This window comes from Citrobacter sp. KH_055_1 (genome assembly GCF_057838705.1).
On record NZ_CM174473.1, the window covers coordinates 2,651,192 to 2,666,343 of the forward strand.

9 protein-coding genes and 5 pseudogenes are annotated in these 15,152 nt (G+C 44.5%); 9 read left to right on the plus strand and 5 right to left on the minus strand.

Features of this window, described 5'->3' with window-relative positions; all coding sequences use genetic code 11:
• Nucleotides 1-147: 147 nt before the first annotated feature.
• Nucleotides 148-309: pseudogene (locus tag AC3ITF_RS12415) on the minus strand (NADP-dependent isocitrate dehydrogenase); the annotation flags it as partial.
• A 659-nt stretch (nt 310-968) separates the two neighbouring features.
• Between AC3ITF_RS12415 and AC3ITF_RS12420 the strand changes: the two are divergent.
• The 3 genes and pseudogenes from AC3ITF_RS12420 (at nt 969) to AC3ITF_RS12430 (ending at nt 5,558) form a co-directional block, all read left to right on the plus strand.
• Complete coding sequence (locus AC3ITF_RS12420) at nt 969-1,289, plus strand: adhesin biosynthesis transcription regulatory family protein (RefSeq protein WP_255432727.1); 321 nt, start codon at nt 969-971, stop codon at nt 1,287-1,289.
• Nucleotides 1,290-1,510: 221 nt separating this feature from the next.
• Nucleotides 1,511-2,719: an autotransporter strand-loop-strand O-heptosyltransferase gene (locus AC3ITF_RS12425; RefSeq protein WP_489176443.1), complete on the plus strand. Its 1,209-nt coding sequence runs from the start codon at nt 1,511-1,513 to the stop codon at nt 2,717-2,719.
• A pseudogene (locus AC3ITF_RS12430) lies at nt 2,712-5,558 on the plus strand (autotransporter outer membrane beta-barrel domain-containing protein). The gene AC3ITF_RS12425 and the pseudogene AC3ITF_RS12430 overlap by 8 nt, the downstream one beginning before the upstream one ends.
• An 88-nt stretch (nt 5,559-5,646) precedes the next feature.
• Here AC3ITF_RS12430 and AC3ITF_RS12435 read toward each other — a convergent pair.
• Nucleotides 5,647-5,730 (minus strand): annotated as a pseudogene (locus AC3ITF_RS12435) (DUF1441 family protein); the annotation flags it as partial.
• A gap of 326 nt (nt 5,731-6,056) precedes the next feature.
• Here AC3ITF_RS12435 and AC3ITF_RS12440 point away from each other — a divergent pair.
• Complete coding sequence (locus tag AC3ITF_RS12440; protein ID WP_137363078.1) at nt 6,057-6,461, plus strand: DUF1398 family protein; 405 nt, start codon at nt 6,057-6,059, stop codon at nt 6,459-6,461.
• 173 nt (nt 6,462-6,634) lie between these two features.
• Here the strand turns inward: AC3ITF_RS12440 and AC3ITF_RS12445 are convergent.
• Nucleotides 6,635-6,802: pseudogene (locus tag AC3ITF_RS12445) on the minus strand (NADP-dependent isocitrate dehydrogenase); the annotation flags it as partial.
• A 1,077-nt stretch (nt 6,803-7,879) separates the two neighbouring features.
• Between AC3ITF_RS12445 and AC3ITF_RS12450 the strand changes: the two are divergent.
• The 5 genes and pseudogenes from AC3ITF_RS12450 to AC3ITF_RS12470 all read left to right on the plus strand — a co-directional run bounded on the left by AC3ITF_RS12450 (nt 7,880) and on the right by AC3ITF_RS12470 (nt 11,961).
• Nucleotides 7,880-8,863: a hypothetical protein gene (locus AC3ITF_RS12450; RefSeq protein WP_212023837.1), complete on the plus strand. Its 984-nt coding sequence runs from the start codon at nt 7,880-7,882 to the stop codon at nt 8,861-8,863.
• Nucleotides 8,864-9,179: 316 nt separating this feature from the next.
• Nucleotides 9,180-9,269, plus strand: a pseudogene (locus tag AC3ITF_RS12455) (hypothetical protein); the annotation flags it as partial.
• A gap of 30 nt (nt 9,270-9,299) precedes the next feature.
• Nucleotides 9,300-9,545 (plus strand): excisionase, encoded by a 246-nt coding sequence (locus tag AC3ITF_RS12460; RefSeq protein ID WP_048216591.1) that lies wholly within the window; start codon nt 9,300-9,302, stop codon nt 9,543-9,545.
• A complete protein-coding gene (locus AC3ITF_RS12465) occupies nt 9,526-10,653 on the plus strand; it encodes a site-specific integrase (RefSeq protein WP_489175705.1) in 1,128 nt (375 codons plus the stop codon). Before AC3ITF_RS12460 ends, AC3ITF_RS12465 begins: the two co-directional genes overlap by 20 nt.
• A 213-nt stretch (nt 10,654-10,866) precedes the next feature.
• Entirely contained in the window at nt 10,867-11,961 is a 1,095-nt protein-coding gene (locus AC3ITF_RS12470) for a hsdR (protein ID WP_489175706.1), read from the plus strand.
• Nucleotides 11,962-12,148: 187 nt separating this feature from the next.
• On the opposite strand, the gene AC3ITF_RS12475 is transcribed toward AC3ITF_RS12470, so the two are convergent.
• Both AC3ITF_RS12475 and AC3ITF_RS12480 read right to left on the minus strand, forming a co-directional pair.
• The gene (locus AC3ITF_RS12475; RefSeq protein WP_234610638.1) at nt 12,149-13,915 is read right to left on the minus strand and encodes an ATP-binding protein; all 1,767 of its coding nucleotides are present in this window, start codon (nt 13,913-13,915) and stop codon (nt 12,149-12,151) included.
• Nucleotides 13,905-15,083 carry a hypothetical protein gene (locus AC3ITF_RS12480; RefSeq protein WP_489175707.1) on the minus strand — a complete coding sequence of 393 codons (1,179 nt, stop codon included), beginning with the start codon at nt 15,081-15,083 and terminating at the stop codon, nt 13,905-13,907. Before AC3ITF_RS12480 ends, AC3ITF_RS12475 begins: the two co-directional genes overlap by 11 nt.
• Between the last annotated feature and the right edge of the window lie 69 nt (nt 15,084-15,152).

Here is a 15,152-nt window from a genome sequence, read left to right on the forward strand (position 1 = left end):
TCAGCATGCCCGCAATAGATATCCTCCAGGTTAGTCCTGTCTATTGATCAGATAGCAGGATTAAGAAACAGAGCCTATTTGGGATCTTCCATAGATAAAAAAACGGGAGCCCATCGGCTCCCGTTCTCATACAACCCAGAATCTGGATTACATATTTTCAATGATCGCGGCACCAAACTCTGTACATTTCAGCAGATTAGAGCCGTCCATCAGAGGTTCGAAGTCATAGGTTACGGTCTTGGCGTTAATCGCGCCGTCCATACCTTTAACGATCAGGTCAGCCGCTTCAGTCCAACCCATGTGGGGCAGTCATTATTTCATTAAATTACTAATGATGACGTAAAAAACTCATAGATTCATCTCCTGTTAACTCCAGGAGTGGCGCAGTTCCTATGAAGTTATTTAAACCTCCACACTCTGTCGTTGGGGAGTAATCTTCATCGCTGAAGGTCAGTATATATTCATATCAGCAATTAAACACGTTTAGTCAAAGCAGTGACGTGGTTGGAATTGTCGTACTTATCACCCTGCACGGTTTGGTAATCCCCTGAAGATTTCTTTGTTAAATTGTGAAAATAGTTAATACAACGCTATATAGTTTAACACAACATTGTTCCTTGAGAAAATTAAGCATCTGATGATATCTCAACAAACAATCACATTGTTTACCATTTTCATAGATAAGCCATATTTGAAATGTTGCTAATTTCAAAAAACAAAACAAATTCAACATTGTTAAAAAAAGATAATAATTCCAATAAAATACATTTTTGCAAAAAAATATTTTGAATAACCAACATTAATTAGCATAAAAATATGCTATTATTTATTATGTCAGATTTTTACACTACTAGTTTTTGTTTTTTCTTGAAATTCACTTTGGTATACTTCCAACCGCTCCCGGATGGTATTGTTTTTAATGATGACAGTCCTTGTTATGAATTAGATAATGCTTAATGGAGACGAAGGTGGAATACATAAAAGAACATAGCCAGCAACCTCAGCAGGGCTCTTTCCTGGAAAAAAAGAATCATATTCTTCCTTCAGGAAATATGTCTGATGATGAGTTCTGGTTTCTGATCGAACTGACACCCATCCGCAGCGATAAAATCATCAGGGCGTTGCACGATTATTTTGTATTGAATCGCCCAAGATCTCACTGTTGCGATAAACATGGTGTTAGCAATGGCTACTTTGGGGTATGCATCAGCAGATTTGAGCATGTCATCCAGGTTGTTAATGCGCTACTTAATTATTATAAGATGTCAAAAAGCGAAATGACCGAATGAATACCCTGCGAAACCATTCAATATTTTCGAGTAATGCAGTGAATTTTAAGAGCATCTCAAATTTGTAACCGGTAGACAATATTAAAATCATTACACATCCTGGGCGCATAAGGTATGCGGATACGTTTGTCAGCTTTCCGCAACTAATACTTAATAATTTCTGTACTTTTCAACGCTTATATATTTTTTAAGGTGGGGAATATGTCAACGCTGAAGAATACATTTTTATCCCTCCGCCTGATATTCCAACACAGGCCGGACCTGAAAATATCTTTTATGATTTTAATGATGGCGCTCGTGTTCTGCTTCCTGAAGGGAAATGGCACGTACGTTTGCTTGATGCCGACTCCGATAACATTCTTTTCTGCTGCGATGCAGATAACGGGTGGGTGACTAGTAGTAAGAAATATTTTGTGCGCTTCCGCATTCAGGTATTCCGTCAGGGGGAAGAGACTCCCCTGCTGGATGAAACCCTGAAATTAAAAGACCGGCCTGTGCTGATTTCATTCCCCACCGGGACGTTAGGCGACCTGCTCGGCTGGTTTCCTTATGTCGAACGCTTCCAGACTCTGCACAAGTGCCAGCTGGAATGCACGATGGCACAGGACATTATCGACCTGCTGGCACCTCAGTACCCGCAGATACAGTTTTCCACGCCGGATAATCCACGCACGGTAGCGCCTTACGCAACTTACCGCATAGGTCTCTACTTTGGTGGCGATACAGATAATCAGCCCGTGGATTTTCGCAAAGTCGGTTTCCATCGTTCTGCAGGCTACATTCTGGGCGTTGACCCGCGTGAAGCCCCCGTCCGACTTGACTTGTCTGCACCCCGGGTTATCCAGGAGCCTTATGTGTGTATCGCCACACAGTCCACCTGTCAGGCGAAGTACTGGAACAACGGCACCGGCTGGAGTGAGGTTGTCGCTCACCTGAAATCACTGGGGTACCGGGTGCTGTGCATTGACCGGGACGCCCATTATGGCCAGGGCTTTGTCTGGAATCACATTCCCTGGGGAGCAGAAGACTTTACCGGCAAGCTCCCCCTTCAGGAACGGGTGAACCTCCTGCGCCATGCCAGCTTCTTCATTGGCCTGCCAAGCGGCCTGTCATGGCTGGCATGGGCTGCCCGTATTCCGGTGGTGCTGATAAGTGGCTTCAGCCTCCCGAACAGCGAATTTTATACCCCGTGGCGGGTATTTAACCCCCATGGCTGCTATGGATGCTATGGATGCTGGGACGATACATCGCTGAATTTTGACCACCACGATTTTCTGTGGTGCCCGAGACATAAAAACACCGACCGGCAATTTGAATGTACCCGACTGATAACCGGCGCCCAGGTCAATGGCGTCATCAATAAACTTCACCGTTCTTTAACTGAACAGGGTGTTGAGGCCACCCTGAAAAAAGGAGTAAGCAATGAATAAGGTCTATAACACTGTCTGGAATGAATCCACAGGAACGTGGGTCGTAACTTCAGAACTGACCCGTAAAGGGGGCCGACGCCCTCGTCAAATCAAGCGTACCGCGCTGGCAGGGCTTATTGCGGGCCTGCTTATGCCGTCACAGCCCGTGCTGGCGGCAGCCTATGACAATCAGACAATTGGAAGTGGTGAAACACGCAAGTCCATGCACCTGTCTGCAGGCGACACGGCAAAAAAAACGACCATTAACAGCGGTGGGAAGCAGTATGTCTCCAGTGGTGGCAGTGCCACGAGTACCACCATTAACAACGGCGGGGTTCAGCATGTTTCTAGCGGCGGTAGTGCCACTAGTTCCACCATCAACAACGGTGGGCACCAGCATGTCTCCAGTGGTGGTAGTGCTACGAATGCAACTGTTAACAATCGTGGGAGACAGACGGTATTCAGCGGCGGCAGTGCCATGGGCACCATAATTAACAGCGGAGGAGACCAGTATGTAATCAGTGGTGGCAGTGCCACAAGCGCATCAGTTAACGACGGAGCGCGACAGTTTGTCTCCAGTGGCGGCATCGCCAAGGCGACTTCTGTTAATAGCGGTGGTCGCCAGTATGTCCGTGACGGCGGCATTGCCACGGACACCGTGCTTAACAATACTGGGCGTCAGATTGTCTCCCACGGTGGTAGTGCCACTAACACTACAATTAATTCCGGTGGGCAACTGACTGTCAGTACCGGCGGCAGTGCCACTAACGCTACAATTAATTCCGGCGGGCAACTGATTGTCAATATCGGCGGCAGTGCCACTAACGCTACAATTAATTCCGGTGGGAGGCAGTTTCTCTACGGCGGAAGTGCCACGGGCACCTCTATTAACAACGGTGGGGTTCAGCATGTTTCCATCGATAGTAGTAGCGGAAGTGGCGGAAGCGCCACTAGTACCATCATCAACAGCGGCGGGGTTCAGTTCGTCTCCAGCGGCGGTAGTGCCACTAGTACTACCATCAACAACGGCGGCGTCCAGCTCGTCTCCAGCGGCGGTAGTGCCACTAGTACCACCATCAACAGCAACGGGACGCTGGATGTTCGCAGCGGCGGTGTGCTCTACGGCACCACCACCCTGACTGATAAAGGGACGCTGGTCGGTGACGTAGTCACAAACGAAGGCAACCTGTATTACCTCAACAACAGTGCTGCAGCCTTCGCAGGTACCCTGACGGGGACCGGTACCCTGACACAGGAAGGCGGAAGCACCCGTTTCAGCGGTCTGTTGTCTCAGGACGGTGGGATTGTCCTTAAGAGTGGCGGTGCCATGACGATGGATGCCCTTCAGGCTAAAGCCAATGTGACGACACTATCAGGCACCACCCTGACTCTGGATAACGGGACTATCCTGACGGGGAACGTTGCAGGAGACAGCACCGGCGCAGGTGATATGGCGATTAAAGGTGCATCTGTCTGGCATCTCGATGGTGACTCCACTGTCGGCGCATTAACGCTGGATAACGGGACCGTTGATTTCCGTCCGTCAACAACCACGCGTCTGACACCAGCCTTCCAGGCGGTTTCGCTGTCGCTCGGGAGCCTGTCGGGTAGCGGGACATTCCGGATGAACACTGATATCGCGTCGCATACCGGAGATATGCTGAATGTCGCGGGCAACGCCAGTGGTAACTTTGTGCTGGATATCAAAAATACCGGCCGGGAGCCAGTATCCGCTGGTGCGCCGCTTCAGGTGGTGCAGACCGGTGGCGGTGACGCCGCGTTTACCCTGAAAGGCGGGAAAGTCGATGCTGGTACCTGGGAATACAGCCTGAGCAAGGAGAATACCAACTGGTATCTGAAGACTGACACCCCACCTCCGGTTACTCCGCCGACCACCCCGGATGCAGGTAACCCGGATGCAGGTGTGCCGTCTCCTGCGCATCGCACAACAAAATCTGCCGACGCGGTACTGAGCATGGCGACAGCACCGGCATACGTCTTCAACAGCGAACTGTAGAATCTGCGTTTCCGTCACGGTGACGTGATGCAGAACACCCGTGCACCAGGAGGAGTATGGGGCCGTTATACAGGGTCAGATAACCGCATCAGCGGCGGGGCCAGCTCGGGCTATTCTCTGACCCAGAACGGTTTCGAAACTGGTGGCGACAAGGTCTTTGAGCTGGGTGACAGCCATTTAGCTGTGGGTGCTTTCTTCTCTTACACCGACAACAGCATTAAGCATGCCCGTGGTGGAAAAAGTACGATCGACAGCACAGGCGGTGGTTTGTATGCAACCTGGTTTGATAATGACGGCTACTACGTGGACGGGGTTATCAAATTCAACCGCTTTAGTAATGAGCTGCGCACCTGGATGAGTGACGGCTCGGCGGTGAAGGGAGATTACAGCCAGAATGGTTTTGGCGGCAGTCTCGAAGCTGGTAAGACCTTCAACCTGAATGAGAATACATGGGCGCAGCCATACGTGCGGACAACGGCGTTCCGGGCAGATGAGAAGGATATCAGCCTGAATAACGGCATGAAAGCCAGCATCGGGGCAACCAAGTCTTTGCAGGCCGAGACCGGTGTGAATCTGGGTATGAATCTTGACGTTGCCGGAAAAACAGTCAAACCGTACCTCAAGGCTGCGGTCAGCCACGAGTTTTCGGACAACAACAAGGTGCAGATCAACAACCGCTATGACTTTACCAACGATATCTCAGGCACGACAGGTAAATACGGTGTCGGGGTGAGTGCCCAGTTGACACCAAACGCAGGGGTGTGGGCTGAGGCAAACTACCAGAAAGGAGAGAATATCGAGTCTCCGGTAACCGGTAGCGTAGGTTTCCGCATCAACTTCTAACCAGGGATGGAAACGACAGCCACATCTGTGGCTGTCTCCCCTACTACTGAATATTCACGCAATGAGCGGTGCCGGTCATTTTAATGCACGCCGCAATGGTCTGACGATGCACATCAGACAATGTGGCCAGTTGGCTAACATTTAGTTGTAAGTTTTTTAGTTCACAATCCATAGTTCACCCGAGGAAAAAACTTGCATCCTGCGAGCACCTTTTAAAAACGGCGTCAGTGATGAACAAAGCGCACATATTCGACACTATGAAATTTATCTCATTAAATATCAATAAATTATACTAACAGTGATGGCCGATGAAAATGCAAAAACCAGCCTTGCTACGCGCCGCACCCGCCCCGTAGCAAGGCCCCCCTACTGGGAGAACCCTTAATCGTCCCATGACCTCGCTATCCGCACCACACCAAGAGATCTGACCAGATTGAAGCGACAAAACTGATCGTGCACACTACACGCTCTCATAACTAACAATAGGTTATAACCCTGATGGATCAGGTTACTGTTCTTGAAAAGATGTTTGAGCAAGTGAGAAAGGAACATAATTTTTCGTGGTTTTACTCTGAACTTAAACGCCAGAATATTGCTCATTATATTTACTACCTGGCTACTGATAACATCAGAGCTGTTACAGCGAATGATGAAGTAATATTAATAAGAGGGAAAAGAGATTTATTAAAAGTCAGTACAACCAAGAACCCTGAACAAGTAAAAAAAGCAGCCCAGGCACATATTTCCGGGGAATCCACATTTCGGGAATATATTACAACACTTGTTAGTGCTGGCGTTTTCCGATGGGTTACTGATGTCAATGATAACAAACGGTATTACTACTCTGTCGACGATACACTTTTATACATGGAAGATGTCGAGAACAACAATCCATTAATATAATGATAATTAAACTAACAGTCCGGTTTCTTCCCCCCTGGCACCGGATAAGCTGACATAAGTGCCAAACCTGGTTTTGGGGAAACGTTTTGGCGAGAGTTTTGGGGAAGGAATTTTGCAGGTATAAAAAAACGGGAACCTCTCGGCTCCCGTTCTCATACAACCCAGAATGTGGATTACATGTTTTCGATGATCGCGTCACCAAACTCAGAACATTTCAGCAGCTTAGCGCCGTCCATCAGACGTTCGAAGTCATAGGTTACGGTTTTCGCGTTGATCGCACCGCTCATACCTTTAACGATCAGGTCAGCCGCTTCGACCCAACCCATGTGGCGCAGCAGTAGTTAAACAATTCAAATTCAACAACTTGATAAATAACATAATATTAGCAATTCTTTGTAAATACACTTGATTTAATATCCCCTCTAACCTATTGATTATAAACATATGTTTTTTGGTTTTGATAATCGTTTTATAGAGTAAACCAACTGCCAGTACCTATCAGCCACTACACAAGAAAGGAATTTTAAATAATAAATTTTATTAATAAAAATTAATATGATAATTGAAAATGTAAGTATCAATGGTGTGGCTTTTAAAGCACTTAAAATCTGACATTAGGGAATAGCAGACAACAAACATTCTAGGTTATGTTACATAATCGTCGAAAAAATAGCCGGATAAAGCCCAGTTTCTCCACCGCCATCCAGAATATCTTGAGCAAACTATCTTACGTGAGTTAGGTAGGGACTCAGATAGATGTTTAATAGGAGACAGCAACTGTCTTAGTCAGATTGATTTTGCTACAAAAATCGCAGCGAGAGCGACCGACGCTGTTATCTTTAGTGAAATTGGAAATGTTTTTCGAGCACCGACATTACATCTGCATGCACGGATATTACCGCCATCTAGCACAGCTAGTAGATCAGTCAATGAAGCATTGAGCATCAAGAGTAGAAAATAACCTATTGGAAAATACTTTAATCACTTCTTTTGTTAAGCACTATTAAAGAAGTTCTTCATGTAGCGTATAGCGAAGGTCAATCATGCCATCAAACCTCGAAGACAGCATACAAACCATGTCATTTATATTTCTCTGCCCTCCTTCCAGTTGGCATCCGATTAGTAGTGTTGCTGTTTGACCTAGCAGTATAAGCTGTTTGATAAAACATACCTCATCGTGATTGTTTCTCTTTACATTTTTCAACATGCTGTGAAAACAAAAAGTTATTACAATCATCGTTATCAATGTACATACTAAGATAGCTAATGATAATTGCTGTTTACTATTTGATGTTTGATGTTTGATGTTTGATGTTTGATGTTTGATGTTTGATGTTTGATGTTTGATGTTTTCTGATATAAAATTTAAAGACTTAGCAGTTTAATAAAATAATACTAGCAAAAAAGAGATAGATTAAATGGAAAGAAAATTTATACATGAATATGCAATTGGATATCTGAATAGTTTTTCAGCAATGGTTACCGCACAGCAACTAATGTCTGATGGACAAATGAATTCAACTCAAGAAGAACAACTATCAAAATGCCATATATATTTTATATGCGCCAGGCCAAATTTTTATTTTATTGACGGAACAGTTAATCATGAAAATAATTATCTCACAGGAGAGATTGGATACAGAATTAATGGTGCAGAAAAAAGATTTAGCTTTGAATACAAGTGGATACTAGAAGATGGTGCAATCGATGTGAAATGTAATTATCCTTTTAGAGAAGTCGTTAGTATTAATAAAGAAGGGGAAGAGGTAAGATATGTGTCCGCATCTATAATTGCCACCCTTTATTCAGAAAAACATGGCTGTTATTCAGACCTGTCCTCTTACGAGGTTCTTTATATTGGTCAAGCAGTAGGTGTCAATGGTAGTAGAAATGCGGTTGAACGTTTACGAAACCATTCAAAACTCCAAAAAATATTAGCACAAACTTCTTATAGCGATCCTGATAGAGAAATTATGTTATTTATGTATGCCTTTGAGCATGAAAGAATATTTTCGTCCATAGATGGCAGATCTGGAATAACTGTTGATCACGATGAGAATAATCAGAGGTTTAACAATGCGTTAAGAAATCTTCCAAGCAAAAACCAATCCATTAATATGATTGAAGCTGCGTTAATAAGATACTTTCAACCTACATACAACGAAAAATTCAAAGAGAGCAAGATATCACCGAAGTTAAAAGCATTATCTAAATGTTATGAACTAGATATATCTGGAATTATTGTGGAACTAAATACAGAAAACCTTTTTTATTCATTGTATTCTGAAAAAATTAATAAAAACTATCATCATATGGTGAAGATAGATTTGGTTTCTCATCAAAAAAGATTATCTTTCTTTCGACCAACTGGGTTTGAGGCGCAACCAAACATCATTGAATGATTCTCATTTTGATGTTATTTCTAGTTCTCCATGCTAACTTATATTGTTAATTTTGATGCTACATCGTCAAGCATGGCACTTTTTTAGAACTAAATTAATCCAGGTTTACCGCCTCCGGTATGTAGGGGAGGAGATTCACATCCTTTCGAACCACTCTAAACGCCTTAATACACCAGCCTGTTACGGCTGGTTTTTTTATGCCTATTTTCTGAACGAGTACGCTCTCGGGAATAAAACCGTCAAATGTTGTACCCGGCTCTCTAGCAAACAAAGATTAATTAACCTGTTCACTTTCGGAATTCATCAATTCACAAAACGATCCATCCTGATAGTTGTGGCCACAGGTGCTCTTCTCTGTTTTGTGGAGAAACTAACCGACCTTGCAGGGTCGGTATGCAGAGACTGAACAGTTAGTGAAGTAATAAGGTGATCGCATATGCTACAAATGTTAACTCTTGAAGAATGGGCTACTGAAAAATACAGAAGCAATCCTCCAAGCGTGTCCACATTGCGTCGTTATGCTAAGCAGAATTTATTTTGCCCACCGGCCATGAAACAAGGTCGGTTATGGCGAGTGCGTGAGGATGCCGAGTTAGTTGGAGAGCTGGTAACGCCAGTAATCAAGAAAAATGACTCATTACTTTTGCAACGGATTTTGAGTGATGGCAGCCAGACCGCGTAAGAATAATGTTTCAGTCCCTAACTTATATCCGCTTTATAGTAGAAAGGTAAATAAAGTCTATTGGCGGTATAAGCATCCAGTAACAGGGAAATTTCATGCGTTGGGAACTAACGAAGCTGAAGCCATCGCTATTGCCACTGAAGCCAATACACGCCTGGCTGAGCAAAGAACTCGGCAGATTCTGGCTATCAGTGACAGGATCGCAACCAGCAAAGGAAAAGCGATCACAACATCTACATGGTTAGACCGTTACCAAGCTATCCAGGACGATAGGCTGAAAAGTGGTGATATAAGACTCAACACCTATAAGCAGAAAGCCAAACCAGTATCCTTGCTCAGGGAACGAGCAGGAATGAAGTTGATCTCAGCCGTTGATGTCAGAGATATAGCGCAATTGCTTGAAGAGTATATCTCCGCTGGACAGCCTAGAATGGCCCAAGTCGTAAGATCTGTATTGATCGATGTGTTTAAGGAAGCACAGCATTACGGCGAAGTTCCGCCTGGGTATAACCCTGCTCTTGCGACGAAGCAACCCAGACGGAAAATTACCCGTCAACGCCTCAGCCTGGAAGAATGGCAAAAAATATTCGATATCGCAGACGCCAGTCATCGTTACATGGGAAATGCCATGCTGTTAGCACTGGTTACTGGCCAGCGATTAGGTGATATATCGCGTATGAAATTTAGCGATATTTGGGATGAGCATCTTCACGTCATTCAGGAAAAAACCGGGAGCAAAATCGCCATCCCGCTTTCTCTTCGTCTCAACGCGATTAGCTGGAGTTTACGCGATGTAGTAGCTCGCTGCCGTGACTATGCAGTCAGTCCATACCTTGTACATTTTTTCCGTACGACTTCACAGGCTGAACGTGGCGCACAGGTTAAATCCAACACATTGACGATGAATTTCAGTAAAGCGAGGGATTTGGCAGGAATTGACTGGGGCGATGGCTCACCCGCAACATTCCATGAACAACGGTCTTTATCTGAACGTCTGTACAAAGAACAAGGGTTAGACACACAAAAGCTGCTTGGTCATAAAACGCAACAACAAACCGATCGTTATCATGACGATCGTGGCAAAGGATGGAGTAAAGTAGCATTGTGAAACTTTAAACGTCTCAACGCCACCTAAAATTTATAGAACCAAACAGTCCGCTTTGAGCTGTGAGTTCAATGGGTCGATGCAACGCTATCCTTAGTCAAATGGGTGATGGTCTAGGATATAATCATCCCGCTGGAAGATTTTTAAAGGTGAGTGCTCCGGTTAAGCAGGATACTTACAATGCGTGCCTGATGAATAAAGATAGGTTATATAGCCATGAAAAATAAAAAATACAGCTTTGAGCGCGATGACGAATCATTTTTATCTAAAGATGTTCAAGCACTGATCAACAACGGTCTGGAGTTTCTGGATAAGGCACGCGAAGAACTGGAGGCCTCCAAGCCAAAATTTTCCATTGTCAGTTTCTGGACAGCGGTAGAGATCATGCTGAAAGTGCCGCTGGTACACGAACACTGGAGCCTGGTGTGCTCTGGGAGGAAAATTGAACGAGCAAAATACCTTGCCGGTGATTTCCAGTCGGTTACATACGATGAAACCTGTCAGCGATTAGGTGATGTGCTTCAAAATCCCCTACCGAAAGAAACCATCGCTGTATTCAAAAAAGTTAAAGATCATCGTAACCGCGTGGTTCATTTTTTTCATTCCGACTTCACCGACACTCAAGTGAAGACAATCCTTGATGAACAGGCTGACGCTTGGTTTGCGCTAAACCGTTTTATGCGTGATCAGTGGTTCGACCTTTTTGGAGAACCTCTGAACTCAAAGCTGGCATCAGATGAAGACCGAATGCTCAGGAGTTCATTGTTCTATGCTGATGCAAAATTTCGTTATCTCCAGCCCACACTCGATGATCTCAGAAAACAGGGATGCACGATCTCAACCTGTCGTGCCTGCAGCAAAAAAGCTGCCGTTGACATTCCTATCAATGAGGAGAGCGGGAATACTCTTCACGAGACAAATTGCTTAGTCTGCGGTTGCAGGGCTGATCCTTATGTCGAAGTTACATGCCCTGGTTGCGGGGGAAGGCAGGACCTAAACGCTACCGGTGAAACGGATTTCAATTGCAGTAACTGTAATTACTCATCATCCCGATACGATCTGCTAGATGAGTGGGTTGGCAAACCAGAAGATAGTAGTTATTCGGGTCTTCCAGCAAGCTGTTCCGATTGTGACAGCTATGAGACGGTATGTGAGTTCGGAGGTGGATATCTGTGCACGAACTGCCTTGTTTTTCATGATTCACTCAGTACTTGCGGCTACTGTGGAGGAAGCTCTACATCAGTCAGTGAAATGAGTGGGCTGGTTGGCTGCGGATTTTGTGACGGAAATACTAAGTACCTTAATGACTGAAATTGATACTAAAAGGACTGGTGCGAAGGTGCTATTGACCTGTTCTCTATTGATTAACACGCCTTGGTATTAGCAAAGTCCGTTCCTGGCACTCAGCAGACAGACCAAGGAGTTGCCCCCACGACCGTAGATTTTTCCTGTCCTCGCGAGGAGGCCTGTTCAAAGGCCTCAGGACTGGCACTGTCTTTCACTTTCTCCAGCGTTCAATGACTTGTGCGAAAGCCACATCGCGCCATAGCGATTTCCACTCATTATGAACTTTCACACTTTGGGAATGGGGTTCTGGTACCGGTAGTGGCATTTTGATCACAGCAGGCAATAAAACCGCATCACCAACTACCACGCACTCACCAGGAGCCAAGTTCGGTAAAATCTCGGTGATACCATTGGCATTGTCAGGAAATAGTCGTCGCACATAGGACTGATCTGCATCGTTAGTAAGACGTAGCGAGATGAAGTTATTGCATTGAGCAAAAATGGTTTCTGAGACCTCTGAGGGACGCTGGCTTACCACCATCAGGCTCAAGCCATATTTTCTGCCTTCTTTTGCTATGCGTTCAATAGATTTCCTAGATGCCCGATAGGATGCATGCCCGTCCCGAGGTACATAATTGTGCGCCTCTTCGCAAACTAACATAACTGGGATGTCATTGAGCTTGCCGATTGCATGCTGTAGCTTTGAATAATGGAAGCAAAAGTCGAAAATTAGGCGAGAGATAAGACTGACCGTAACGCTGAGAACTTCAAATGGCACCCCGCTTAAGTCAATGACAGTGACGTTCGATTTATCCAGGTAGCCAATGAATTGCTTCATCAGCGTCTCGAAGTCCTCTGTAACATGTTCATTCCCGTCAACTTTCTTGGCATTCAACAGGAACCGGAGACGTTTATCTGTAAGCTTGGATTCTAGCCGCGAAGCAAACCTGTTGAACTCGCCACTGAAAGGCCCAACGGTTGCCTTTGTTGCTACCGCAGACGAGGTAGCGATAAAATCGTGAATCTTGTCAAAATAAATCGTTCGATCGGTGACCAGAGTTCCATCAGCCAGCTTTGGCTTATCCTCCCCTGCGATCCTACTAATGACCTCTCGATTCATGTTTTCAATGTAGTAATAGACTTCTCTAATTGAGAAATACACTGGAGTGTCATATGTTACTTCTGGAACATTCGGGTTATGTTTTTCCTTGTTCAGCACAACGGCATGCTTGAATTGGCTCACTTGATTATGAGAGTTGTTCTCATTACTTTCGATGAACATGCTTTCAAGCTCTTCGGAGTTCATCAGCCAGTAAGGCAATTGGAGGGAGTCAATGTCCAGCCGGGTCAGGGTAAACAGTTCTTCTTCTTGCAACCTGAACGCGGCAGAATATTCATCGTGAATATCGAAAATCACAACATGCGAGTTATTCTGCTGGTTTTTATTGCTGTTTTTATACTCAGAAATTCCAACAATCCTCTGTAAAACGCTCGCAACAGTACATGACTTACCGGATCCAGTGGATCCGACAATGGCAATGTGCTTACTGAAGAATCTGTTACCGCTGATCATGAGATCAGTGTCTTTATTCATGGAAAGCTTGCCGAGGGGGAAATCGTGCTCACTATCAGCTGAAAAGATTTTATCTAAGGTATCACTTTCAGCAATGAAGGCATGCTCGGTGGGTACCGGAAGCAAGAGGCTGCTGCGGTCAAAATTTTTATCATCCACGAGCGTTCCGATGGCCTGGCACTCAATCAGGAAGCTCCAGGTCGGCTTACCTTCTGGATCAGTGGTGTTAGTGCCTTTGATATTACGGATGGTGACAATCGTAAAATCATGATTCCCTTGAGCAATTTTCAGAAAACGTCCAACCTGAAGGTTTTCTTTATTTGTTTCAAATATCTCAAGACTTTCTACCGCAACGATGACAGCTTCTGGCGCACACGATAGTACTGCTCCGATTTTAGTAGCCATTACTGATCCCCATCATATATTTAATTTCATCAAATTTATCGGCACCCAAAGATTCAAGATTTACATCCCGAAGATCCAGTTCTGTAACATCTCCATCTCCGATTACAAAAAAATCATCTGCCTTAACTTTGGGGTGAAGGTTTTTGTAATCGTCCCAGCGAATAAAGCGCAGCACAAATTCTTTTTTATCCCGGGTAACAATAGGCTCACTAAAAAATTTTTTCTCGGAGAAGGTTTTTACGTGGCGACCGATATTTGGGATCACATCCTTTCCGTATAACCGTTCCGCAATGTCATCAAAGTCAGGTTGAGAAATATCCAATATAAAAATGGGAGTGTGCGTATGAGCTTGTTTAAAATGATACTTATCAATAAAGGATTTTATAAACAGGACTATCTGGTTATCGAACTCTTCAAGTAGATCAGGGAAAACTAATAAGAAACGCAATCGGGCGTTTAAACTTAGATTTTCTTTCAATTGCTTTCGTCGGGAATCCAAAATTTTTTGTCGCGTTTTTAATGCAAGTGTCCATTGTGAAACGGCTGTAGATCTAATACGACGCAATTCTTCTAGAAAGAACTTCCTAGTGATTTTCCTCGACTTTTCATCATGTTTGATGCTTCTTTCACCAATTATCTGAATGGCATTCGGGTAAAATAACGTATCGACTTCGCTCTTACTGAAGCCCAGACCAACAAGAAGTTTTGTGTTCTCCTCCATCAAATCGTCATACTTTGGCGTAATTGTGATGGAAAATACCTCCAGAAACTTTTGAACATCAACCCCCTTAGCATCCGCTATCAATGTTTTTAAGTTTTGATTACTAGAATTCAGAGCACTATTAAGCTCTATAGCAGAGATACTAACCGAGGGGGTATCAGGGAAGTGTGCGAAGAGATGATAGTTTATTTTAGCAGTTGGATTTGACTTAAAGTGTTTCATCATCTGAAGCAAAGGATCATAAAGTATGCTCAGGGAATACTTAGACTGCGCCTCATGGTATTTACACTGTATAGCTTTAGTTCCTGTAAAGGTCTCCACCTCAATATCTTCAACAATTCCTTCTATTGTGATTTCCGCCTCATCTGCTGCTTTCAGCAGTTCAGAGAGCGTCATATTAAACTGATATAAAAACCCTTGAATGGTGTAATCGGCCGAACGTCCCATTTTGACCTCATTAGGTTAGAATCCTAGATGTAAGCGGCATTTTCACATTGCGTAATACTATAAGCTGGT